Below are 23,807 nucleotides of genomic sequence, written 5' to 3'. Positions count from 1 at the left end.
TCTGGGAGATGGTCTCATTGGCTTGGTGACACTTCTACTACTTGTATACTTCGTTCATCCAGCTTTGGACAAAATCGCGACGTTCAATATCGGTCCAGTTGAGCCAGTTTTCTTGGGTGACTTGGCTGGTGACGGTATCGACTAATGGCCAGAAGGCTTCGTCTAGTTCATGTTTAAAGCGCTTGGGTTGGGCATACATAAATTTAGACTTTTTGGGTGTCATCCTGGCTAAGAATTTGGTGCGCAGGTAATAGGGACTCTTTAATTTCAAGGCGAAGCTGCCGTCGCTGGCGAGGCGGATCATAAAGCCTTCGTGTTCAACGTGGTGGGATTTGGAAATGGCGTCGCCAAAGCTACAGAGAAACCAGGTGGGACGTGGTGTTTGCAACGTGGACGCGATCGCATCCAACTCTTTTTCACCCACAAATCCATTGCCTAAAATTCCGCCCCCAATTAAATGAAGGCCATAATCGTCTGATCCATACTGAATAATATGGGGGTCTTCTGGATGAATCGCCTCCCATAGCAATGTGGTGTACCGATGAGCCTTGAGCCAGGCTAAAACGCGACCATAGAGGCCATCTTTGTAAAGCAGTGACTTGGCGTATTCTACATACTCTCCCTGAAACGATCCAGAACAGGTCACAACAACCTGATGGGGATCGTAGGGATGCAAAAATGTGGTGACTAAAAAGCCATTGAGTTTTTCGACGGCAATCACGTCGGTTTCATGGGGTAGAGTGGTGTCTCGTTCTAGATAGTTAAATGTGCGTGGAAAGGGTTGACTGACGGGATTGCCATCCAGCCCGACCACTATGCCACGGGCCAGTTTTAGCTCGGGATAGTCGTCCCAGGCTGAGGGGGTGAAAAAGGCTTTGGAGCTGTACTTATATAGGGTGAGCCAACCTTCATTGACTCGCTTGACTAGCTTTTTCGGCACAAGTGCCTCCATCTGTTTGGCAAAGCTGGGTGGGCATTTGCTGTAGTCAAACTCGCAGGGGACGTCTAGTTGTTCTTGCTCGGGTAAACGCATGGCGGCTAAGGGGCCACCAAATCCGGCTCCTTTTTCTAAGGAGTAGGTGCGTTCACCTGCTGAGGTGAGGGGAATGTGACCGCGAACGACGGTTAAATTACTGGTCTTGCGAAAAACACCATCGGTGTCGTGATTTTCGCCTAGACGGCAGCGGCCATACACTCGATCGTGGGCGGGTTGTAACACCGGATCAAACCATTCAATATCACCATGGCACAGCACATAATCGCGGTATCGATAGAACGAGGGTAGGGATTGGATAAACTCTCGGATCCGAGCCTGGTAATCTTGGTCACACTGCATGGCTTTGTGCAGCGTTCCCCGCGTAGATTTGCTTTTGATGGTATCGCCGCGTAATCCTCGGGCCAGGTTGTTGTCGTGGTTACCCCGCACACAATAGTGGCCCTGACTCACTGCCTGCATAACAATATCCAGGACTTCTAAGGACTGAGGTCCACGGTCTACCAAATCTCCTAAAAAACAAAGTTTGCGCCCTTCAGGATGGATTAGATTCTCGTCATAACCCAGCTTGTGGAGCATGGTCTGGAGGGTGTTGGCCAATCCGTGGATATCACCAATGGCATCTAGCTTGATAGTGTCTGGAATTGTAGGGATTTCCACTGACAATGTGATGTCGCCTTCGGTCAGGATGAAGGGCCATTGGGAGTTGGTTTGGATGCGATCGCAAAACTTAGCCACCACCTGCTCTGGCACCCTACAGCGTCGTTGCTTATTCTGCTGCTGTACCCGCTCCAACGGTGGATTAAAAATCACCACTTGCACAGGCACGCCCAGTTCTTCGGCAATCGTGGCCAGGGGTTTACGTTCTTTATCACTAATCAACGTAGCGTCCACAATGGTGGTTAGCCCCGCCTTTAGCCGCGCTCGAACGACGCTTTCCAGGGTGGAAAAAATCAGTCGGTCGTCGGTGGCTAAGGGACGGTCGGCCACCTGCCCATCAACCAGTGTTTTAGCGGTGCCAAAAAAAGTTTGCCGCAGCGCGTCACTGGATAGGATTAATGCCGATGGCAGGTGCTGACATGCTGTGGACTTGCCTGCTCCAGGGGCTCCTGACAGTAACACTAGACTACCAATTTGAATTGAAACCAGGTTTTTAGAATTATCCATAGTAGTTCTATTCAAGCAATCCCGATGGCATTTCGGCAGATGATACCCAAAAAAAACAAGAAAAAACCAGGAACATAAAGCGTTCCTGGTTGAGGTGTTTCCCTTATTGATTTGTATGCTGATGCACCCTGGAATAACTAGCGAGGGCGACGATTGCCGCGATTGGTTAGTATTTCCTGCAATTGCGCCTTTTGCTCATCGGTCAACACAGCATCGGCTGCGACTCGGGATTCTTCACGAATGACCTGCAGCTCTGCTCGTTGGTCTTCGCTAAGATCGAAGCTGCGCATCGCCTGTCCCCGCTCGCGACCGGTTTTACCCTCCAGTGCTGCCAGTTGCTCCTCCGTCAGAATTGCTTCCACTCGGGTGCGAGCATCTTCCTTAATGGCATCAAGTTCAGCCCGCTGCTCAGCGGTGAGATTCAGTTCTTCTGCAAACTCTTCACGGCGGTTTTTACGACCCTCTATGCGGTTAGCTCGCATGGCCTGGAGCTGAGCCTGTTGCTCATCTGTAAAAACCTCATCGGCAGATGCTCGGGATTCTTCACGAATGGCCTGGAGCTGGGTCCGTTGCTCTTCACTGAGATTGATACTGCGCATGGCCTGTCTGCGATCGCGACCCGTTTGCCCGTCCAGTTCCGCCACCTGGTCCTCAGTCAAGATAGCTTCAATCTGAGTGCGGGCGTTATCTTTAATGGCGTTTAGTTCAGCCTGCTGTTCAGACGTAAGATTCAGCCCTTCTGCCATATTTGGGAAGAACGCATTGGCGTTACTGGCTTTGAGAATAGCTGGGCTGGCTATTAAAGCGGTCAACATCAGGGCCCCGCCACAGCATTGTTTGATGGTTGGAAATTTCATAGGTTTTGTTTGCTTGTTGATGGCCTCATCTTAGCCAAGGGAGATCTTTGATGGCTGCTAGCGAGAGTCATCCGTAAGGAAGGACCGAAGTCATGGGAGAAGTGATGACTTTAGTCACTGGTCCAATAAAGTACCTGTATAAGCTTGAAATTTTGGGTAGGGTTGGGAAAGGGGTAGGGATGTAAGGTAAGCAATAACCACCATCCCGGTGTGTATCCTGAAAGGATTTTTGTCTATGAACCGAGCCATCCAGTTTCAGAATCATCCGTTTCGATTTTTACTCTATCTAGAGTGGGGCTTGCTGGCGGTGTCGATCATGGGGATCCTGACAGCACCACCGCTGCGGGATATGGCTCGTCGTAGCTTACCGAATGTGCCTGTGCGTATGTTTACGCAGTGGCCATTGGTCACGGTGGGTTGCCTGTTGTTATTTGGCTTTTTGGGCCTCTACTTGCCCACTAGAGGCTTTTGGCTGCGATTTGGCCATATTGCCCTGCAAGTGGCATTGATTTTAGTCACATCAGGGCTGATGCTGCGAGGAGCTAGGCTTTTCCCGTTTGTTTATTTGGTTCTGGTCATTCGTAGTTGCTTAATGGTGGGGGTCATGGGTCGGATTGCGGTGACGGCCCTCTCGTTTTTGTTATTTATGACCACACTCAGCCTGAGATTCAGAGGATTTGACGGGCAAATCCCTCGGCATATTCGAAAACATTTAGTTGGTAGTCTCCAAATGAACCTGATTGTGTTCTTTGGCCTTTCTCTCGTATTTACATTGTTGTTGGTGAATGCATTGCTCAATGAGAGAACGATTCAAACCCGTTTACAGAAGGCGAATAAAGAGTTAAAGCGCTCTGCATCCCAGGTGAAACAGCTAGCAACCGTTCAAGAACGTAGCCGAATTGCTCGTGAGATTCATGATTCGTTAGGTCATTCGTTAACGGCTCTTAATATTCAGTTAGAAGGGGCTCTGAAACTCTCTCAACGAGATCCTCAAAAATCAAAAACTCTTTTAACTGAGGCAAAACGGCTGGGCTCTGTTGCTTTGCAGGATGTCCGCCAGTCTGTGGCAACATTGCGGGATGATGGCCAGTTAAAAGAGTCTCTGCATACAAAGTTAAATGTACTGATTGACACCCTACGCACCAGCGCTGGCATTACCCCTAATATCAATATTCAGCTATTGCAGCCATTGCCTGAAGCAACCAGTATGGCCCTTTATCGCATTGCCCAAGAGGGCATTACTAACATTGTGAAACATGCTGAAGCAACGGCAGTAGAATTCACATTGATCACTGATGAGTCTGGTACGAGACTTTTATTGCGCGACAATGGTCGTGGTTTTGACCTTAGTCAAACATCGACAGGCTTTGGCTTACAGGGGATGCGAGAGCGAGCCCAGGCCATGGGTGGTCGACTTACATTCAATAGTCGACCGGGGGAGGGGTGCGAAATTCGTTTAGTTATTCCGAGCTAGGGGCATCCCTTGTGGTTGCCCTAAACGATAGATACTTATAGCAATACAACAATGACGCAACAAGATTATCAACCTCATGCCATTCCTGTGATGCTGGTGGATGATCAGCAGATTATTCGCCAAGGGTTAAAGACTTTATTAGATTTAGAAGACGACATTGTGATTGTTGGCGATGCCGATAATGGTGAGACAGCATTAACCGTGCTGGGGCAGCTGGAGTCAACGGCTCAGCTGCCGGCAGTGGTGCTGATGGATATGCGCATGCCGGTGATGGATGGGGTGGCGGCAACGGATGCGATCGCATCCCGCTATCCATCGATCCAGGTCCTAGTGCTTACCACCTTTGACGATGACGACCTAATTGCCCAGGCCATGGCCGTCGGTGCCAGGGGTTATTTGCTTAAAGATACCCCGTCTGAAGAACTCGCCCAGGCCATTCGTACCGTGGCTAAGGGCTACAGTCAGTTTGGTCCCGGCATTTTAGAAAAAATATTAGCCGGACAGCAGGACCCTCCAGTAGATGTGCCTGAAGGATTTGATGAGCTGACGCCTCGCGAAAAAGATGTGCTGCGCCTGATTGGCACCGGGGCCAATAATCGGGAAATTGCCGAAGCGTTATTTTTGTCAGAAGGGACGGTGAAAAACCATGTGACTAGGCTTTTAGGGCGTTTGGGCGTTCGCGATCGCACCCAGGCCGCCCTGCTTGCCGCCAAACTATCCTCCAAATTATCGTAGGGGCGTTCCATAGAACGCCCCTACAACATCCATTCCATCCCAATACCTAGTCGACTATCCGTCGCCCCCGGCGCAAACTGCCACTCCACATCCGTTGCCAGCCGTAATCGCTCCGTCAGGCCATAGCCAAACTCCAACTGAGTAATCATCACCGAATCATTTTCCGTAGGACTCACCCAGGTCTGGGTATAGGCAAAATCAGCACCGCCCCCCCGCGATGGCACCACCTTTACCTGAAACCCTACCTGCACACCACTTTCGCTATAGTCCACCGCCTCAACATGGCGATAGCCCAAAATGGGAGCCACATTCACATAGCCACCTAAGGGCAATACGTAATAACGCAGGTGTGCCCCGTAGGCTTCTCGGTCCATATCCCCACCATCAAAATTAGCTACATAATCAGCATTTACCGTCAGCGGTAAATCCCCGACAAAGACATCTTCGACCCCGATGGATAAACCACGCTCATCTTGGCTAGATGGAAATAGCGCGTAGCTTAGCTGTAGCCTTGAGGGAAAGCTGGGCTGATTGCGGATATTGCTAAGCACATCCGGAGTTCCCTGCAACCACTCCTGTAGGACGGGGCTACTATCCACTGTGCCTGGTTCAAGTTCAAACTCAGACTCTATTTGTTCATTAATCGTGGGTTCTGCTAGAGCAACTGGAATAGAAATAAAGCATCCAATAATGACTGGGGCAACTAGTCGGCTGATTCGAGTATAGATATCAGCCATGGTTTATCCAGCCCAAGTTGGTGAGTGCTTGCATCGGCATAATGACTGTGACTGTAAATCTGGTAACGAGTACTGTCGCAAAAGATGTCTGTACGCTTGTAATCTAGTTCTACAAGAATCCCATGGGATCTACCGGATTACCATTACGACGCACTTCAAAGTGTAAATGTGGCCCAGTTGAAAGACCAGTGGAACCTATTGCTGCTATAGATTGCCCTTTTACCACCGCTTGGCCCTCACGAACATTTAATCGACTGGCATGGGCATAGAGGGTGGTCAGCCCACCACCGTGATCAATAATCACCGAATTACCATAGCCACCGTACCAACCCGAAAAAATGACCTTGCCTGAGTCAGCGGCGGTAATGCGGGTGCCATAGGGCGCACCGAAGTCCACACCAGCATGAAAGCGACGATATCCCAGCACAGGGTGTATTCGTGAGCCAAAACGACTGGTGATAACGCCTGAGGTGGGAATGCTCATCTGGCCTGTGCCCAGTACGCTGCCATTGGCTGCGGCAATGCGCTGGCGAATTAAATTAGCCAAACTTTCAGAATCTCGCGCTAACTGAGCCTGAGCCGCTTCTAGCGCACTGCGATTATCCTTAAGCCTGGTGATCAGCTGAGTTTGCTGATCTGCTTGAGCCTCGTATTGATCCCGTCGGGCGAGCAGCTGTTGACGTAATAGGGCAATAGAGTTCTTCTGAGCTTCCACCCCTTGCTGCTGCCGGACGATAAAATCAGCTTTTTCTTGAAGTTCCGCCATAAAATCGCGGTCTGCCTGGTAAATCTTACCAAGCCGATAGCGTCGCTCTAAAAACTCGTTTAGGTTTTCACTTTTAAGCAATACGGCCCAGCCTTCGGCATCCTTCTGTCTTTGCATAAACTGCAATCGCTGTACCGCGCCGATTCTGACCGTTTCATATTCGTTCTGGGCCATGGTCAGCGTATTTTCTAGACGCTTTAGCCGCTCTTGGGCTTGGGTGATTTGAAACTCTGTTTCTTCAATTTTGAGATCAGTAATGGTAATACTGTCCTGTAGGCCTTCTAGCTGTTGAGCTGCTTCGTTTTCTAGATTCCTTAGCCGGTTTTGTTCTCTTTCTAAATCTTGCTGCTGTTGTTCATTTTTTTTCTGTTGCTGTTGTAACTGTTCCAATGGCGCACTGTTTTGAGTTTGCCCCAGAGCTATGGGCACTAAAAACGACACGCCAATTATCACACTGGCAAAGAGGGATAAAAACCGCTGTGTTCGTTTTGCAGTCATTGGTTTTGTCAGGAACTCGCTTGATCACCAGCTGAACACACGCAGCACATGATAGCCCGACTTGGTGATTTAAAAAACGAAATTCATCTATAACGATTTTCAGTTTAAGGGTACTGTCCATCCGATCAAAGTCATGGATTCTGCTGTACGAACTTTAAACTTCAAGGGGCGCGATACAATCAGCTACCTCATTACGGGGGCTGTTTACCAGGGTGCTGACTGGGTAAGCCTCCATGTCATTGGCATTGTAGGGTTGCATTAATCCCTGTACCTGGGCTGGCATTGCCGTTAGCCAGCGGTCATAGTCTGATTTAGGAATAATCACTGGCATCCGATTATGGATAGGCTCCATCAGTTCATTCGGTGTCGTGGTGAGAATTGTACAGGTTTCCAGGTAACTGCCATCGCCGCTTTCCCATTGCTCCCATAGTCCAGCAAAAGCAAATATAGGCCGTTCTCTCAAGTGAATATAAAAAGGCTGCTTCTTTTTATTACTGGCCGTGCGCTGCCATTCGTAAAAACCATCGGCTGGAATCAGACAGCGCCGGCGTTTGAAGGCAGCGCGAAATGAGGGTTTCTCGGCAGCGGTTTCAGATCTAGCATTGATCAGCCGATAGCCGATTTTGTAATCTTTAGCCCATGAGGGAACCAGACCCCATTGGAAGATGCGATAGTCAGGACCGGCGATGATGGCCGAGACGGGCTGGGACGGAGCGATGTTATAGCGCGGTGGTGGTTCCGGCTCTGTGGTGAGTTGAAAGGCCTCAGCTAAGTCTGCGCCGGAGTGGGTTTGGGTGTAGCGACCACACATGGGGAGTAATGTGAACTGAGACAATTGTACTAAAAATTTTTGAGAGGGAGGATAAGGCGATGGAAATGCTGTATCGCATTGCGCCAGCGGCTGATGTTCAGATGGCAGCGGCGCAGGGGTGGTTTGAGTCAGCTGATTTAGCAGAGGAAGGCTTTATCCACTGTTCGTTTTTGCACCAGGTCATGGGGGTGAGTCGTCGGCACTATGCAGGGCAGCAGGGGCTGGTGTTGTTTAGTATTGACCCGGCAGCGGTGGATTGTGAGATTCGTGTGGAGAATACGTCGGGTGGAACGGAGTTGTATCCCCACATTTATGGGCGGGTGCCCTGGGCGGCGGTGAAGCAGGTTTATAAGGATACCTATGATCAGGCGGGGGTGTTTCAGTTGCCGTTGGCGCTAAAATAAGCTTCCTGCATAAATCCCCGGTTTCCATTAGGCCCAGGCCAATTCTAGAAACCGAGGATCTGTCGGGGTATGGCGGAATAGTTATGGCGCGGCCATTACACGGCCATTCCACTTAAGATGCCTGACTGACCTTCCAACGCTAGGAAGGAGATGGATTCGGGGGTGTGGTTGAGCTCACTATTGAGGGACTTCTCTTCGTAGACACCGACACCAAAGCTCTGACGGGTGATATCGTCAATTCGGATGTTGGCGGTGTCTGCACCGTAGAATGACCCCAGTTTAGCGATCAGTGAAGGTGCCGTATCAAACCCTGCCTTGAAGTTGACCTGAGAACGATTGTGATCGTAGCTGCGGCTGGTGGTTCCCCCGTGTAATAGTGTGTCACCATCATTTGCTGTGCCCTGCTCAATGGCCAGCCAGCCTAAGGTTTCAGTGGCATGTCCTCCCTGATTTAAGGCTTCTTCTTCTTGCATTGCCAGTTGGAAACCCTGGGAAGATTGTTGTTTGACACGGGTGGTCACCCAATCGCCACCGTTGTTGGTTTGTACCTGGGACAAGATTGTGGGAGTTTTGTCGAAGCCCTGTAGCTTCCTGGTATCAAAGCCTTGGGAGGTCAAACGGTTGGAGTTGTAAGTGCCAGCTGAGATGCGAGTGCCATCGTTAAGGGTCCAATCGCCAGCCTCCATGACGAGATAGGAGAGGGACTCATTTTTATGGATGCCGTCACTGTAGTTGGGTTCCTGGAGCCTGATTTGGAAGGATTGTTTGCCCACATTGCGGAGACGTATAGCGACCGGGTCTGAATCATTGACTGTGGGGTCAGAAACAAGGACAACTGGGTTTTTGTAGGTGTCATCTAGGGAAACCGTTTTCCATCTATGGTTGAGCGTAAGATTGCCGTATTCGCCAATAGATTCTATTCGGGCTTTGGGAGACGTCGAAAAGGTGCCTTCAAATGCACTAATAGTGGCGCGATTATTTTGTTGCATGCCACGTTGATTGCCTGCGATCGCACCGGCTCGACTACCTCCATCAATGGCGGGGCTACCGGAGCGCAGCGGATGGATTAGGGCACCGTTGCGTTGTTTCAAGGGGGCTAGCTTGGGATCTGCAACCAGGCTGTTTTTTAGCACCCGCATGGACTTGCGATCGCTAGAAAATTCAACATTGCCGCCCCCATCAATGGCCTGAAAACCCACTTGATTCTGACGTTTATCTTTGTCAGCCGTATTAAAGGCAATGATGGAGTTCTTTAAGGTTACTGCATGGTTTCTGGCATACCAAAGGGCTCCATTGGCCCGACCTGCCGAGTTATAAGCAATGGTTGAATTGGTGATGTTGACCGGTGTGGAGCGATTATTCAGGAACATGGCTCCGCCAGCATCCTTAAACACTCGATTGCCTGAGAAAGTGCTATTGACGATATTGGCGGGTAAATTGGACTCCAGCCATAGGGCACCTCCTTGTTGGGTGGCGGTGTTGTTGGCCAAGGTTACATTCTCCAGGTTCAGACCTATTTTGGCCCAGATAGCTCCCCCTTTGGCATCCCCTTTGGCATTGAAAGTCACTTTGTTATCGATGATGACGGTGTCTTTGATGATGGCTTTATCTTTGCCATAGCCCCAGAGGAAGAGTGCACCGCCCATCCCTTGTGCTTGATTGCCTTCAAAGCGACTGCCTCGGATGACAATGGTGCCTTTATTGCCAGGACCGGAATACCCGATGGAACTAACCCCATCTGTGAAAATTGCTCCACCGCCACCTCTGTTGACAGCAACGTTATTGCGGAAGACAGAGTTTTCAACCCGAAAGGCAACGGTGGAGCGACCGTAAATGGCTCCACCATTAAAGCCGCGATTATTTGCGAAGGTGCTTCCTTTGACGATTAAGTGAGCCCGCGATTCGTCATGGGAAATGGCCCCAGCACTAAAACCTGCATACTTGTTGGTGAGGGTACCATCATTGCCTGTAAAGCGACTGTTGATGATGTTTGCCTTGGCAAGATGCCCGACACGAATGCCACCACCTAAGGCTGAGGTATTGTTTCTGAGGGCCACATTGAATAGGTTCAGGGTACTTTCGTGGCGTGTGAGGATGCCGCCACCGCCACCTTTGGTTTTGCCATTGGCGATGATCAGGTTCTTAAAAGTGGCTTTCTGATTTCGTTCCACTAGGAACACACGGCTAGAGTTATTGCCGCTGATGGTTAAGCCAGGTGCCTTTTTGCCATCAATTGTGACTGATTTATCGAGTGAGAGTTGTCCACTGGTCAAACTAATGGTTTTCTGTGAGAGTTTTTTGGCGAACTGGATAGTATCGCCTTTTTTGGCTTTTGCGATCGCGCTTCTAAGTGATCCTGCTCCTCGGTCTGCTGTAGAGGTGACAGTGATAGTGGCCATAGCGAGTTTAATAATGGTTGCAGGTAATGTGGGCGCAGGGAAATTCCGACAGATCCAGGCGCTGTCGGAAGCACAACAATAATGTCGGTAATGTTGGTTAGAGCTGTCTGATTTAATGCACCGCCTGAAATGCGGTAACAATTAATACCCCGAAATCCAGATTATGGGTTGCGACCATATAGACCACCTACCTCTGAGTAGGGTATGGCCCGGATAATGGTTTGATTGAGGGTAAAGACTTTACCGTTCAATGCCTTTTTGTGTCGCTAAAGAATGTATAGGGAACTAGATTTTCGGTAAGATGCATGTCAAAGAAAGGTTCGTGCGGGATGCACCTTCTTTAACTCCTTTGTAGTTTTCCCAGAATTTAATTTATTAAAACTTCTTGGGTGAGCGCTTGTCAAATCTATAAACAGATTCAACCCCGTGAACCCCAACGATACCAAGCGATACCAAAGATATCCAAAATCGTAGGTTGCGGTTGAGCCACCAGAATAAACGTTTTATGCCGGAATCTCAATCTTGCGAAACCCAACGAAGCCAACGATATCCGAAATCGTAGGTTGCGGTTGAGCCACCAGAATAAACGCTTTATACCGGAATCTCAATCTTGCGAAACCCGACGAAGCCAACGATATCCGAAATCGTAGGTTGCGGTTGAGCTGCCAAAATAAACACTTTATGTCAGAATCTCAATCTTGCTAAACCCAACATAGCCGATAATTCCAAATGGTGATTGTATAAAAAATGTTGGGTGTCATATTAATGACGATGGTGGTTGGAAGTGTTGGGTTTCGTGCCTCAACCGCAACCTACGGTGTGCCGTCAAATGGTGATTGTGTTGGATGAATAATGTGCTATGCGGAATCTCAATCTTGCGCAACCCAACATAGCCGATAATTCCAAATGGTGATTGTATAAAAAATGTTGGGTGTCATATTAATGACGATGGTGGTTGGAAGTGTTGGGTTTCGTGCCTCAACCGCAACCTACGGCGTCTTGCATTGTGGCATTGGCAAAACTTCTACTCTGGTGGACAAAGCTCGATCAGGGGAATACCCGTGGCTTGGCTAACTGTCTGACATTGTTGTTGATGCTCACTAACAGAAGTGTTGCGAATGCCATTGAGTGCATCTGTCATCCAACGCTGAGCCCGTTGCATAAGGTCTTCCTGGCCTAACTCTTTCATAATGAAAAATGCTTGTTGAAGAGTGTCTAGGGCTTCTGAATAACGGGCAAGTTCAACGTAAACTGTGCCAATTAGATAGGTTCTAAACGCTACTGTAGAAGGAAGGTTTAGTTCCTGTGCGATGGAAAGAGCTTGTTGATAATAAGTTATCGCTGTTTTATCTTCTCCTTGGTCATCATAAAGGAAGCCAATATTGCTGAGGGTGGTTCCTTCGCCCGCGCGATCGCCCACCTCGCGCCGAATGGCCAAGGACTGTTCGTAATAGCTGAGTGCCTCAGCATAGTTGCCTTGATTGTCATAGACTAAGCCAATGTTGTTAAGGGTGGTTCCTTCGCCCGCGCGATCGCCCACCTCGCGCGTAATGGCCAAGGACTGTTCGTAATAGCTGAGTGCCTCAGCATAGTTGCCTTGAGCGCGATAGACTAAGCCAATGTTGTTAAGGGTGGTTCCTTCGCCCGCGCGATCGCCCACCTCGCGCCGAATGGTCAAGGACTGTTCGTAATAGCTGAGTGCCTCAGCATAGTTGCCTTGATTGTCATAGACAGCGCCAATGTTGTTAAGGGTGGTTCCTTCGCCCGCGCGATCGCCCACCTCGCGCCGAATGGCCAAGGACTGTTCGTAATAGCTGAGTGCCTCAGCATAGTTGCCTTGATTGTCATAGACTAAGCCAATGTTGTTAAGGGTGGTTCCTTCGCCCGCGCGATCGCTCACCTTGCGCGTAATGGCCAAGGACTGTTCGTAATAGCTGAATGCCTTAGCATAGTTGCTTTGAGCGCGATAGACAGTGCCAATGTTGTTAAGGGTGGTTCCTTCGCCCGCGCGATCGCCCACCTCGCGCCGAATGGCCAAGGACTGTTCGTAAAGGTCTAAAGCTGTTGTATATTCAGACCGACGCCAATAGATACCTCCAATTAAATTTGTAGCTTTTGCCTCACCGTGTCGATTATCAATTGACTGATGAATATCTAGAGCTTTTTGATATTCGTCCAAAGCAGAGGCATACTGTCCCTGAATTTCGTACAACCCTCCAATGGTTAGGTGCATATCTCCAACACCAGCCTTATCTCCTAACTCTGACAATTTATCTATAGCCAACCGATAGTTTTCTTGCGCAGCATCATAGTTAAATTGCTCAGCCCTAAGCTGACCCACACCGCGCAAACTATCACTCAGACCTTTGATATCATCAGCATCTCTAGACAGTACTTGCGCATACTCATAGTCATTAAATGCTTCATCATAGTTGCCCTGGCGCTTTTTAATGTCAGCTATCTTTCTCCAGGTTTCTGCTTCGCCAACACTGTCCTGAGCAGCTTTAGCAATAGCAATAGACTGTGCATACTGCTCCAGGGCTACTGCTGTCTTACCCTGAAAATCATAAACATCCCCCATATAGCTACGAATCTGACCTTCTCCAAATTGGTCTTTAATAGCGATAGCAATTTCTAAACTCTCTTGATGGATTTCTAAGGCCTGATCCGGTTTACCCGTCGCTAAATGTACCCGTCCCAGGTGCATTAATGCCTGACTTTCACCTAATTTATCCTTTGTCTCACGGGTGATTGCTAAATGTTGTTCATGATATGTCAAAGCTTCGGAATATTTACCCTGGTTATAAAGCACTTCGCCCTTATTGCCCAGGGCTTGTCCTTCTCCTTGCCTATCTTGAATCTCTATGGCAATTTCTAAATGTTTTCCGTGAAATTCTAAAGCTTGAGGATATTGCCCCAAAACGTTATGAACTTCGCCCAAGTTTCCGTGCACATAGCTTTCTCCTCGTTTATTTTGAGTCTCTTGAGTTTTTTCTAAACCATCATTGAGGAAGCTAATGGCTTTTTGTAAACCACCCAGCTCATAAAAAGTATTTCTAAACCGCTGAATGCCTAAGGAACCAATGGAAAAACGAATGGCTTCCTGAGCCTGTTCTCTTTGATTGACGGCAATACTACGAGCCTTTTCTGCACTTTCAAGATCTTCATTTGCTTGACCAAGTGCCCTCTGTGCGGCATCTACTGCCTGTGTTACTCGATTAAACTCAGTTTGAATACTAGAAAGTTTTGTTTGTACTGTTCCTAGTTGATTATTCTTATTTGTTAAATCTTGAGTTAATCCAGAAACCTGAGACTCAATAGTGGCTGCTTCCTGCCTGGCAGCTGTTGCCTCAGCTTGAGCAGTCTTTGCCTCAGCTACTGATTCTTTATTGGTTTCCTCCAGTTTGTTTTTCTCGTTATTAAGAGTTTTATTGCTGTCAACTAAAAGTGTGTTTTTATTCTCTAATCTGTTGCGTTCGTTTTCTACTTCTTTTAATTCTTTCTTGGCAGTGCGAGTTTCCTCAACAGCTTGTCGTGCTTCTGCGCCTTTTGCATAAGCTTCTTTCCCAGCCAATACGGCACCAAACACAGATAGACTTATAAGGCCAACACTCAGTATTGACGACAGTCGAGTCCGCTTGCGTACCCTTCTGAGGTCTGCTTTAGCATTGGCTAACTCATCATCTGCCCGCTGAATCGCCTTATTTTTCGTATTCAACAATTGCGTCTGCTGTGCCACTGTCGCCTGCACTGCTGCCAACTCAGCCCGCAACCCCAGCTTCTGACTCTCCACCAAATACTCATAGTCCTGCTTCCCCAAACTACGCGACTCCGACCAATCTAGCGCGTCGGTCAGCTCTTTCCCCTGCAACAACAAAGTATCCTGCGGGCCCGTCACCCACGCCTCCAACTTCTCCCCATAGGGTCGAATACTCACCAACGCATCCCTTATCCAGTCCTGGGTAAACACCGTCTGGTAAATCGGGTTATACACCTGCAACCTGCCATCCCGCTCCACCACCAGCCCCGACAGCCGCAGTGCCATTTGCTTAGCACTGCCGTCTACAGCGATATGCCCCCGCTCCACAATCTCCTGATACAGGCTCAACAACTGTCCCGCCCGTGAATTCTCCCTTAACCGGTCCCGAATTGTCTTTAAATGGGGCGGCTCATCCTGCATCTCCCAGTTGTCAATAATGTGGGTATGCACCACCTGGGCCACCAGCTGATCAGCTGTGGGTTGTTCTGCTGTGCGTTCCACCGCCTGAATCACTAACTGACATACCTTCTGGGTTAAAAAAGGTTGTCCTCCCGTCCAGTGCAGCACCGCCCGCAACACCGCTTCTGGATCGCTTACCTTCTCTCTTAACCCCGGCAGCAGTGGAGCCGCTTCATCAAGCGTAAACCCCGTTAGCTGAATCGCTCGACCAATATTAAACGGTGTCCGTTCTTTTGCCTGGATCAAATTTGTCGGTGTAGCCACCCCAATCAGGGCAAATGTCAGGCGATTATAGTCAGGGTTATCCGCGCGATTGTTAAAACACTCTCGAATAACCGCAAAAAAATCATCCGCATCAAATTCCAGGCTGAGAACGCTATCAATTTCGTCTAGAAAAATCACCATGGGCTGGGCCACTGTCCGCAGCAGCACATGGCTAAGAAACTTACCAAACCTGCGCACTGGGGGAAGATTATGGTTCTCCTCCCACCAGTCATCCAGATCAAAGCCAGGATCTAGCCCATCGATATTAAATCGATCCACCAGGCTATCCATAATGCCGAAATACCACTCCGCCGGTTCGATAGTAGTGGTACCCAGGCCGCTCACATCCAAAGACGCACAGGCCACCCCTTCCGCCTGCAATCGGTTAGACGTGCGCACCCGCAGGCTAGATTTACCCATCTGCCGTGAGTTTAGTACATAGCAAAACTCCCCAGCCTTAAGCAACCGGTAAAACTCTTCGTCTGCCGCACGCTCAACATAGGTTTGGGCATCTGGCGGCAGGCTACCGCCCACTTGATATCGATACTCAGCCATGATCTTTTAGGGGGTGTGCATCAGGAAAGTAATCGTTTAACGAATGCTGAATCTTGAATGAAGTCCAAGGTCTGGAAAATTATCACAATCGCTCATTTTGGCAACGGTTCCCCTTCGCAAGGCTACCGTGTACACATAAGTCCTGGAACCTAGCGTTCGCGGTTGTCTAACCCCCTCTAACTCCCCCTTACCAAGGGGGAGGACCGGAGTTTCCCCCCTTACCAAGGGGGGATTAAGGGGGGTAATGCAAGATTGTGAACTCCCTTTCGAGATGTATGTACACCGCCTTCGTAAGGGGAACCAACGGAGGGGGCTGGATAACTTTCGCCAACGATCGAAGACCCCTCCGCCTTCGGCACCTCCCCTTATAAAGGGGAGGATCTTACTCAACGATGTCCTATCAGGGATTTGCCGCATATTCAATTGTTTAACCTCACAACCGCGATTGGAAATATTGCCGGTATAAACCACATAACGGCACCACTGCATTGCCGTCATATTTCACCAGCCCCATACTGTGCAGCTTAAAGGCTTCTGTGGAGCCAATCTGTACCGGCTGATAGCTGGGAATCACTTGCTTAAAGGCCCTGAGCAAAGCTGAATCCGCTTCCAGATTAAGTAAATGCCGCCGCAGATGATCGCTGTATAAACCACCCTCAGTGGGTGCTTCTTCCATCAGCTGAGTCAAACTCATGCGACCTCGCGCCAGCTGGTAAAGGGCCGCCCGCATGAGATATGGATGTCCCCCCACCAATTCCACTAGCTGCTGTTTTTGATGGGCAGAAAGACTGAGCTGATGCCGAGCAATCAAGGTTTCGATTTCGTCTGCGTTCAACTGCCGTAGTTCAAGGGGTAACCCCACATTAAAGGGGGAACGGTTAATGCTGAGGGGAACGTACACCTCTTTAGAATGGACAATTACCAGATTGAGCTTGCGCCATATGGGGTTGGTTTTACCTTCTTCGTGCCATACCCGCAACATGCCAAAAAAGTCTGTGGCGATTTCGGGATGCTCAAACACCTGATCCACTTCATCCAGGCCTAACACCAGCGGTTGCTCCAGCTCCTTCAACAAGTAGCGTTCAAAATAGCGTTGACATCGGCGGACGATGCCTCGCGCTCCTTTCCAATAGTCCGTCAGCCGATCTTCTAAATCCAGCTCTTCGGTAACGCTGCAGCAAAACCACTGGAGAAACTCATCCAGGTCGTTCAGGGTTTCATTGTCAGAGGTTTGAAAGCTTAAGCGCACCGTCTCAAACCCGTGTGCCCTGGCATGGGCCATGCTTCTGACCAGCAGTGATGTTTTCCCTAGCTGTCGGGGGGCCTTGATCCGAATCAGAGACCCTGGTCTGACGACGGTTTCATAACAGTCGGTTTCAATGGGCAGCCGTTCTATATAAAAAGGTGAATCTAAGGGTACTAGTCCCTCTGGTTCTTCAAGGGTGATGGGTTTAGCAGTTTTAGCAACAGAACGTTGCTTAGTTTCTGGTTCAAGCTCAGGTTTGGCTTTATTGTTAGTCTTTGATGTTTGGGGCTCTGGAGACTCATCGAGTTTTTCGGTTAACCCTTTGCGTATTTTCAGAATGGGGGTGGCAACTTCATCAATGCCCTCTAACGCAATGGCTGATAGGCCAACTTCATAGGCAAAGGGCACCGGATGGCCATAGCCCAGGGCATCATAAAAACCAACGGCAAACTCAATGGCGGCCCTATCTCCCATGGCATTGGTCATGCCGACCACATAGTCCACATGCTCCACCACGGCCTCTGCTTGATGCTGCGAATAACAGGCGTTAAGCAGCACACATTCTACACTTGTAAAGAGTCGGAATAGACGCGATAGGGCGATGCTGCTAACGGGTTTTGTCTCGCCCGTGTCATTTTCTAAGAGCAGTCCTGCTGCGCCAGCACCGTGGCCTGAAAAATGAACAATTTGGGGTTGGTACTTGAGCAGGGCACGCCGTAGATCGTCAGGGCGGGTGGCCCATTGGGACACTACGTTAAAGCTGTCCCGTTCTGCGGATAGGTTTAATCCTGCTTGGATTTCGCGAACTTCTTCGTCTAACCGCAAACGGCTAGTATCCGAAGGATTTGCCGTCAGGATCAGGATCGTCTTTGCTGCCATGGTACTTGGCAAAAGTGGGGGCTAATGGGGAGCAGGTATCTGTCTTTACTCTAGTCTCTGGAGAAAAAATATTTTCGACAGCTTAACTAAAAATTTTGATACAGCTTTCCAATGGTCGTCTATTACCCCCAGGGGTACTTTTACAACGACTCTGGATTCACCCCTAATTCCCGCAATTTTTCTTCTAATGCCTGAATCCTTTGCTGATCTGCTTGCCTGAGTTTCCGTTCAGCTTCTAGCAGTTCTCCCAACTCCACGTAGGTCAAAAACCGTTCCCCATCAGGCCGATAAATTTCTAACGTTTCTTCCGTTAGCTCAAACCGGATACCTAAGGCCGGACTTATCCAGCCTCGCATATCACTAACTAACTGTAGTGCCTTTCCCGAACGTTGCAATCCGGTCAGTTCATTATCATCTGGGTTGTAAATGTAATATTCCTCCACACCATGCATCTGATAGAAATTCAGCTTCCGTAGCATTTCCCCAGAGCGATTCCCCGGTGACAAAATCTCAAACACCACCTGGGGCGTAATGCCATCTTCTAACCACTGCCGATAAGATCCCCGATCTCTTTTTGGACGACCAAACACCACCATTACGTCCGGTGCTTGACGTAGCTTTGGATTCCCCTCCACCGGGTACCACAGCAAATCCCCGGCAACAAAGACATCTGCATTACCCGCAAATAGCCGCTCCAGATTTTCCTTAATTACTACGATCCACCGGAACTGCTTCGTATTGTCGGCCATGGGTTGCCCATCGCTGTCAGGGTATTGCTCAGGAAGCTGACTGTCGGAGATTAGCTGCTGAACCATAGGTCTGGCCTCAAAATAGCCTGTACTCTAGTTTAACTGCACCAGTTAGAGCTTGGCCGTTTGCTGGATAGACAGGAATTCTAAGCCCATCTAATAAAATGGAGCTGTTAAGCAGGGCGAATTTTGTGGCTTACAGTCAATTCAAAACCATTGCCAGTGTAAAAATGGCCTTTGACCTCACTGTGGTTGAAGGTAAGCGATTTTTACCAAAACTCGACGATATTACTCCATCTGCTATCCTTGCGGGTTATCTCCAAGAAAGCCTGCCGATTGTCGCTACATCCGGCAGCGAGAAAGCCCGCTCTGAAGGCATTATCTACCCTGTCCTATTAGAAGTACGCCGTTACCTGGATCGCCACGTCAGTCTATTTTCAGGAGAAGACTTTAATGTTGATGAAACCGTTGGCTTGAATGGCCAATGTGATTTCCTCATCACCCGCTCGACCGAAGTACTTGAAATTGAAGCGCCTGCCATTATTGTGGTCGAAGCGAAGAAAACGGATCTTAAAACTGGTTTTGGTCCATGTATTGCTGAAATGGTAGCGGCCCAGCGGTTTAATCAAGATCAGGGAAATGAGATTGCAACCATTTACGGCAGTATCAGTAATGGAATTCAGTGGCAGTTTCTGTCCCTTACAGAATCCATGGTCACCATTGATTTGGCCGTATATGCCTTACCTCCTGTTGAGCAAATTTTGGCATCCCTAGTATGGATGGCATCATAGTCGTTGTTGTTTTCCTCGCCTTATCCCCGCCAGCTTAGGGCAACAATCCCAAACCCGGTAATCAATACCCCAAACACACGATTTACCCAAACCAATCGCCCAGGTGTTAGCCAATGGCGTAAGCGAGATACCCCACTGCTTAGAATCAGCCACCATAGAGCCGAGCCCAAAAATACGCCACCGACCATTACTACTGCCTGGCCATAGTCCAGTCCTGTCGGGGCAAAGCCAGCGAACAATAGCACGAAGGATAAAATCGTGGCTGGGTTTGTTAAGGTCAAACCAAATGTGGATAGATAGGCTCCGGCTAAGCCAGTGCGGCTAGTCTCTGTGGTTTTCTCGGCGGGTTTACTCAAAAATGTGGTGATGCCTAGATAACAGAGAAATAGGCCGCCGATGATGCCCAGCCACCGGGCCTGATTCGTTAGGAAATTGGAGATAAAGGCCAGGCCGAAGGCTGCGATCGCACCATACACTCCATCCGCCGTTGCCGCCCCTAACCCCGACAGCAAGCCTGTAATGGTCCCATAGGAAAGACTGCGCCGAATACACAACAACCCAATCGGACCGACGGGGGCCGAAATCGATATCCCCAACACTAAACCTCGCAAAAACAAAGAAATCATGGCAATACACCCCAAATTTATCGATTAATCCGTAGGGGCTCCCCTTGTGGGTGCCCTGCATCGCATAGACCCAATATCGAATGGTTTCTCAGAGGAGACATCCCTGTAGGGGCTCCCCTTGTGGGTGCCCTGCATCGAACCTCGCCCCGCCTTAAACCGCCAACGCCGTTGTTTCCTTCACCGTCGATAACGCAATCGATGTCTTCGTCTGCAAAATTCCTGGCAGTCCCTTAATGTCCTCACTGAGAATCTGCTCCAGGTCAGCCATCCTGCCGCACCGCACCTTCAGTAGATAATCCCCATCTCCCGCTACGTGATGGCATTCCTGGATGGCAGGTGTCCCCTGGACATAGTCCAAAAAACCCTGGCGATATTGCGGATGCTCCAATACCACCGCCACAAACGCCGTGATGTCATAGCCCAGTTCCACCGCATCAACCACCACTCGATAGCCCTGAATAATGCCGCGTTTTTCTAAACGCCGTACCCGTTCGCTAATGGCGGGTGATGACACCCCATAACGAGAAGCCAGGTCAGACCACGTCACCCGACCATCCACCATCAATGCCCCTAAAATTTTGCTGTCAAGGTCGTCCATTAAAAATGTATTTAAGTATTTTTTGGTTTTACCTTGTTTTTTTAAGTATAAATCTATTTTTTATTTTTAAATTAAGACTAATTTGGATTTTTCTTAAATAATTTAAAAAGAGGTGATTGCTGGTAGAGGGTCTGCCCCCCCATTGAGGGGCTGGATGAGTAAGAATTACTACTATCAAGACAGGGTGTAGTACGCAGGATTGCTTTACGCCTGGTCTGCACTACCCGAGAAAATATGTTTAAATTCCTTTCTGACGTCGTCACAGCTACGACGGTCTCTACCGACTGGATCGGTATTCGTGCCGTCAAAGATATAACTAAGTCCTGTGCTATCCGCGATTCACATCCGGAACGCAACACTCAACAATTTGGCCATGGAGCCATGGTGGAAGTGCTGGCTCAAGGGCAATTTGGCTACAGCGCCACCAATGATCTCTCGGCGGCTGCCCTGACCAGGGCTATTGAGTCTGCCTACCATCAGGCCATTGCGGCTAGTACCTGGGCAGTCCACAGGTTTACAACAGCTGCCCGACCCAAAGCTACTGGGAATTATGTATCCCCCCATCGCAAAGGGTTGGATGCCCTATCTCCCGCTGAACTCAATCAAATTTTGCTGCAGGTTTGCGATCGCCTGAAGGTCTCTGACAAGATTGCTCAGACCAGTGCATCCGCTAGAAGCCATGATATTGAGACCTGGTTTGTCAGCAGCAATGGTTCAGAGATTTACCAGCGTGACTACTTAGTAGAGACCCACTTTGGCACTATTGCCCAAGATGGGCCGACCACACAACTGCGCACTGACCATGGCTATTTAGCCCATAGCTATCAAGGGGGTTGGGAGCTATTTCCAGATTTAGATCTGTGGCAGCGGGTGCAGCAGGTGGGAGAACAGGCGGTGGAGCTGTTGGATGCAGACAATTGCCCCAATGTGGCCACTACCCTGGTGCTGGCCCCCGATCAGATGATGCTGCAAATTCACGAGAGCATTGGGCATCCCTTAGAGCTGGATCGGATTTTGGGGGATGAACGTAACTATGCCGGGGGCAGCTTTATCAAATTGGAGGATTTTGGCTCTTTGGAGTATGGCTCCCCCTTGATGAATGTCACCTTTGATCCCACCGTGCCCGGTGAGCTTGCCAGCTATGGCTTTGATGATGTGGGTACTCGGGCTACCCGTGAGTATTTGATTTGTGGGGGTAAACTGGAGCGAGGCTTGGGGGGGCTGGAAAGCCAGCAGCGTTCCCAGGTGCCAGGGGTGGCTAATTCCCGGGCGTCCTCTTGGAATCGACCCGCCATTGACCGCATGGCCAATATTAATTTGGAGCCGGGGGATCGCTCCTTTGAGCAAATCATTGGCAGCATTGAGCACGGCGTCTACATGGAGACCAATCGTTCCTGGTCTATTGATGATCAACGCCACAAGTTTCAGTTTGGTTGTGAGTACGGCAAGCTGATCGAGAATGGCAAGCTGACTCGCACCATCAAGAACCCTAACTATCGCTCTGTCACACCGCAGTTTTGGCACAGTCTTTCCCAGGTGGGCGATCGCAACACTTGGGAAATGTATGGCACCCCCTTTTGTGGCAAGGGAGAACCCAATCAGCTGATTCGGGTGGGGCATGGTTCGCCGATGTGTGCATTTGACAATATTGAAGTGTTTGGGGGTGCGGTATGAGCAGTGTTGTAGCGGAAACAGTTGCAGAATCAGTGACGACTAAGGAATGTGTTTTTGGTCAGCTGGCTGATGCGTTAGCCTCTGCCCATGCGACCATTAATCATTACACCTTGACCATCAGTGGTGAAGATAGTCAGTTCACTCGGTTTAATCGGGCCCGGGTGCGGCAAACGGGGCAGGTAAGCGATGGCAATCTGACCTTGACCCTGATGCAGACCGATCGTATAGCGTCAGCGACGGTGCCCTTTGTGGGAGATTTTGAAACTGACTGGCCGTTGCTAAAAACGGCATTGGACGATTTGCAGGCCATGGTGCCTCAGTTGCCGGTTGATCCGTTTTTGGTGTTGCCTACGGGGTCAGCCAGCAGTCGCACTGTCCATCAGGGAGAGCTGTTGGCAGCCGATGAGATCGCATCCACCCTGCTCGATCCGGTCCAATCCCTGGATTTCACAGGTATTTATGCTGGTGGCCTCATCTTCCGAGGGTATGCAGATTCTGCCGGTCAGCATCACTGGTTTGAGAGCACCAGCTACAGTCTGGATTTCTCTCTATTTGATCCTCAAAATCGCGCTGTCAAAGGCACCTTTGCCGGTAGCCAATGGCAGCAGGCCCAGTTCATCGATAAAATCAACCAGGCTAAACAGCAGTTGACCATGATGAGCCGTCCGGCCAAAACCATTGAGCGGGGGCAGTATCGCACCTATCTTGCACCAGCGGCTGTGGCTGAATTACTCCACATGTTTTCCTGGGGCGGTGTGGGGGAAGCCGACCTGCAGCAGGGCAACAGTGCATTTTGCCTATTGCGTCAGGGCGAGCGTCAACTTTCGCCTAAATTTAACCTGCGGGAAAATTTTCATCAGGCTAATACGCCTCGATTTAATACCTATGGTGAAGTAGCCCCCCTACAGTTGCCCATTATTGAGCAGGGGCAGTTGGTCAATAGTTTGGTCAGTTCCCGTAGCGCTAAGGAGTACCAGACACCCTCCAATTACGCCAGTCGTGGTGAGCATTTGCGTGCCCCCGAGATTCTGCCGGGAAAATTGGCGGCTGACAAAATTCTATCCAGCTTGGATCGAGGGCTATATCTTTCCAATTTGCACTACCTAAACTGGAGCGATCACCCCAATGCTCGGGTGACGGGCATGACTCGCTACGCTTGCTTCTGGGTAGAACATGGGGAAATTGTTGCTCCCATTGAAAATCTGCGGTTTGATGAAAGCCTGTATCAATGCTTTGGCGATGGTCTGATTGATCTGACTGATTTTCAAGAAACCATTTCCAGTATCGATACCTATGACCAGCGCAGTCTGGGGGATAGTCGTGTACCGGGTGTGTTGGCGGATGATTTTACCTATACGTTATAA

Annotated in this window: 17 protein-coding genes; 6 read left to right on the top strand and 11 right to left on the bottom strand. The window is 49.5% G+C overall.

Features of this window, described 5'->3' with window-relative positions; all coding sequences use genetic code 11:
- Positions 1-37: 37 nt before the first annotated feature.
- Both SPB21_RS16625 and SPB21_RS16620 read right to left on the bottom strand, forming a co-directional pair.
- Positions 38-2,161: an AAA family ATPase gene (locus tag SPB21_RS16625; RefSeq protein WP_499867192.1), complete on the bottom strand. Its 2,124-nt coding sequence runs from the start codon at positions 2,159-2,161 to the stop codon at positions 38-40.
- A 137-nt stretch (positions 2,162-2,298) separates the two neighbouring features.
- Positions 2,299-3,018, bottom strand: coding sequence for a Spy/CpxP family protein refolding chaperone (locus SPB21_RS16620; RefSeq protein ID WP_499867191.1), 720 nt, complete (start codon positions 3,016-3,018; stop codon positions 2,299-2,301).
- Positions 3,019-3,253: 235 nt separating this feature from the next.
- On the opposite strand from SPB21_RS16620, the gene SPB21_RS16615 reads away from it, so the two are divergent.
- Together SPB21_RS16615 and SPB21_RS16610 are read left to right on the top strand one after the other, a co-directional pair.
- Positions 3,254-4,492 (top strand): sensor histidine kinase, encoded by a 1,239-nt coding sequence (locus SPB21_RS16615; protein WP_499867189.1) that lies wholly within the window; start codon positions 3,254-3,256, stop codon positions 4,490-4,492.
- Positions 4,493-4,543: 51 nt separating this feature from the next.
- Positions 4,544-5,227, top strand: coding sequence for a response regulator (locus tag SPB21_RS16610; RefSeq protein WP_499061704.1), 684 nt, complete (start codon positions 4,544-4,546; stop codon positions 5,225-5,227).
- Between the two features lie 20 nt (positions 5,228-5,247).
- Here SPB21_RS16610 and SPB21_RS16605 read toward each other — a convergent pair whose 3' ends face one another.
- The 3 genes from SPB21_RS16605 to SPB21_RS16595 all read right to left on the bottom strand — a co-directional run bounded on the left by SPB21_RS16605 (position 5,248) and on the right by SPB21_RS16595 (position 8,039).
- Positions 5,248-5,964, bottom strand: coding sequence for a hypothetical protein (locus SPB21_RS16605; protein ID WP_163670356.1), 717 nt, complete (start codon positions 5,962-5,964; stop codon positions 5,248-5,250).
- Positions 5,965-6,073: 109 nt separating this feature from the next.
- The gene (locus SPB21_RS16600; RefSeq protein ID WP_163670357.1) at positions 6,074-7,228 is read right to left on the bottom strand and encodes a murein hydrolase activator EnvC family protein; all 1,155 of its coding nucleotides are present in this window, start codon (positions 7,226-7,228) and stop codon (positions 6,074-6,076) included.
- Between the two features lie 154 nt (positions 7,229-7,382).
- Positions 7,383-8,039, bottom strand: coding sequence for an SOS response-associated peptidase (locus tag SPB21_RS16595; protein ID WP_490793340.1), 657 nt, complete (start codon positions 8,037-8,039; stop codon positions 7,383-7,385).
- Positions 8,040-8,098: 59 nt separating this feature from the next.
- Here SPB21_RS16595 and SPB21_RS16590 point away from each other — a divergent pair, with 59 nt between their 5' ends.
- Positions 8,099-8,443, top strand: a complete 345-nt coding sequence (locus SPB21_RS16590; RefSeq protein WP_499867187.1) for a DUF952 domain-containing protein — start codon at positions 8,099-8,101, stop codon at positions 8,441-8,443.
- Between the two features lie 95 nt (positions 8,444-8,538).
- Here SPB21_RS16590 and SPB21_RS16585 read toward each other — a convergent pair whose 3' ends face one another.
- The 4 genes from SPB21_RS16585 to SPB21_RS16570 all read right to left on the bottom strand — a co-directional run bounded on the left by SPB21_RS16585 (position 8,539) and on the right by SPB21_RS16570 (position 18,820).
- Positions 8,539-10,842, bottom strand: coding sequence for a choice-of-anchor Q domain-containing protein (locus SPB21_RS16585; RefSeq protein WP_499867186.1), 2,304 nt, complete (start codon positions 10,840-10,842; stop codon positions 8,539-8,541).
- 1,024 nt (positions 10,843-11,866) lie between these two features.
- Positions 11,867-15,880 carry a tetratricopeptide repeat protein gene (locus tag SPB21_RS16580; RefSeq protein ID WP_499867185.1) on the bottom strand — a complete coding sequence of 1,338 codons (4,014 nt, stop codon included), beginning with the start codon at positions 15,878-15,880 and terminating at the stop codon, positions 11,867-11,869.
- Positions 15,881-16,313: 433 nt separating this feature from the next.
- A complete protein-coding gene (locus SPB21_RS16575) occupies positions 16,314-18,005 on the bottom strand; it encodes an AAA-like domain-containing protein (protein ID WP_499867184.1) in 1,692 nt (563 codons plus the stop codon).
- 140 nt (positions 18,006-18,145) lie between these two features.
- Entirely contained in the window at positions 18,146-18,820 is a 675-nt protein-coding gene (locus tag SPB21_RS16570; RefSeq protein ID WP_499061708.1) for a Uma2 family endonuclease, read from the bottom strand.
- A 125-nt stretch (positions 18,821-18,945) separates the two neighbouring features.
- Here SPB21_RS16570 and SPB21_RS16565 point away from each other — a divergent pair, with 125 nt between their 5' ends.
- Complete coding sequence (locus SPB21_RS16565; RefSeq protein ID WP_163670369.1) at positions 18,946-19,545, top strand: hypothetical protein; 600 nt, start codon at positions 18,946-18,948, stop codon at positions 19,543-19,545.
- A 20-nt stretch (positions 19,546-19,565) separates the two neighbouring features.
- Here SPB21_RS16565 and SPB21_RS16560 read toward each other — a convergent pair whose 3' ends face one another.
- The gene (locus tag SPB21_RS16560; RefSeq protein ID WP_499867183.1) at positions 19,566-20,171 is read right to left on the bottom strand and encodes a LysE family translocator; all 606 of its coding nucleotides are present in this window, start codon (positions 20,169-20,171) and stop codon (positions 19,566-19,568) included.
- A gap of 151 nt (positions 20,172-20,322) precedes the next feature.
- Positions 20,323-20,769, bottom strand: a complete 447-nt coding sequence (locus SPB21_RS16555) for an Lrp/AsnC family transcriptional regulator (RefSeq protein WP_163670373.1) — start codon at positions 20,767-20,769, stop codon at positions 20,323-20,325.
- 234 nt (positions 20,770-21,003) lie between these two features.
- Between SPB21_RS16555 and SPB21_RS16550 the strand changes: the two genes are divergently transcribed.
- Both SPB21_RS16550 and SPB21_RS16545 read left to right on the top strand, forming a co-directional pair.
- Positions 21,004-22,443: a TldD/PmbA family protein gene (locus SPB21_RS16550; protein ID WP_163702040.1), complete on the top strand. Its 1,440-nt coding sequence runs from the start codon at positions 21,004-21,006 to the stop codon at positions 22,441-22,443.
- The gene (locus SPB21_RS16545; RefSeq protein ID WP_499867182.1) at positions 22,440-23,807 is read left to right on the top strand and encodes a TldD/PmbA family protein; all 1,368 of its coding nucleotides are present in this window, start codon (positions 22,440-22,442) and stop codon (positions 23,805-23,807) included. Before SPB21_RS16550 ends, SPB21_RS16545 begins: the two co-directional genes overlap by 4 nt.

The organism is Leptothoe sp. ISB3NOV94-8A (assembly GCF_043421595.1).
GTDB classification, from domain to species: domain Bacteria; phylum Cyanobacteriota; class Cyanobacteriia; order Phormidesmidales; family Phormidesmidaceae; genus Leptothoe; species Leptothoe turfae.
Note: the sequence above shows the minus strand (reverse complement) of the source record. Positions and strands in the feature narration are given on the sequence as shown.

Bases quoted from the DNA above. Each gene is read 5' to 3' on its own strand.
- SPB21_RS16570 (WP_499061708.1), bottom strand. From the start codon at position 18,820: ATGGTTCAGCAGCTAATCTCCGACAGTCAGCTTCCTGAGCAATACCCT.
- SPB21_RS16620 (WP_499867191.1), bottom strand. From the start codon at position 3,018: ATGAAATTTCCAACCATCAAACAATGCTGTGGCGGGGCCCTGATGTTG.
- SPB21_RS16545 (WP_499867182.1), top strand. From the start codon at position 22,440: ATGAGCAGTGTTGTAGCGGAAACAGTTGCAGAATCAGTGACGACTAAG.
- SPB21_RS16605 (WP_163670356.1), bottom strand. From the start codon at position 5,964: ATGGCTGATATCTATACTCGAATCAGCCGACTAGTTGCCCCAGTCATT.
- SPB21_RS16580 (WP_499867185.1), bottom strand. From the start codon at position 15,880: ATGGCTGAGTATCGATATCAAGTGGGCGGTAGCCTGCCGCCAGATGCC.
- SPB21_RS16575 (WP_499867184.1), bottom strand. From the start codon at position 18,005: ATGGCAGCAAAGACGATCCTGATCCTGACGGCAAATCCTTCGGATACT.
- SPB21_RS16590 (WP_499867187.1), top strand. From the start codon at position 8,099: ATGGAAATGCTGTATCGCATTGCGCCAGCGGCTGATGTTCAGATGGCA.
- SPB21_RS16550 (WP_163702040.1), top strand. From the start codon at position 21,004: ATGTTTAAATTCCTTTCTGACGTCGTCACAGCTACGACGGTCTCTACC.
- SPB21_RS16610 (WP_499061704.1), top strand. From the start codon at position 4,544: ATGACGCAACAAGATTATCAACCTCATGCCATTCCTGTGATGCTGGTG.
- SPB21_RS16595 (WP_490793340.1), bottom strand. From the start codon at position 8,039: ATGTGTGGTCGCTACACCCAAACCCACTCCGGCGCAGACTTAGCTGAG.
- SPB21_RS16625 (WP_499867192.1), bottom strand. From the start codon at position 2,161: ATGGATAATTCTAAAAACCTGGTTTCAATTCAAATTGGTAGTCTAGTG.
- SPB21_RS16600 (WP_163670357.1), bottom strand. From the start codon at position 7,228: ATGACTGCAAAACGAACACAGCGGTTTTTATCCCTCTTTGCCAGTGTG.
- SPB21_RS16560 (WP_499867183.1), bottom strand. From the start codon at position 20,171: ATGATTTCTTTGTTTTTGCGAGGTTTAGTGTTGGGGATATCGATTTCG.
- SPB21_RS16555 (WP_163670373.1), bottom strand. From the start codon at position 20,769: ATGGACGACCTTGACAGCAAAATTTTAGGGGCATTGATGGTGGATGGT.
- SPB21_RS16585 (WP_499867186.1), bottom strand. From the start codon at position 10,842: ATGGCCACTATCACTGTCACCTCTACAGCAGACCGAGGAGCAGGATCA.
- SPB21_RS16615 (WP_499867189.1), top strand. From the start codon at position 3,254: ATGAACCGAGCCATCCAGTTTCAGAATCATCCGTTTCGATTTTTACTC.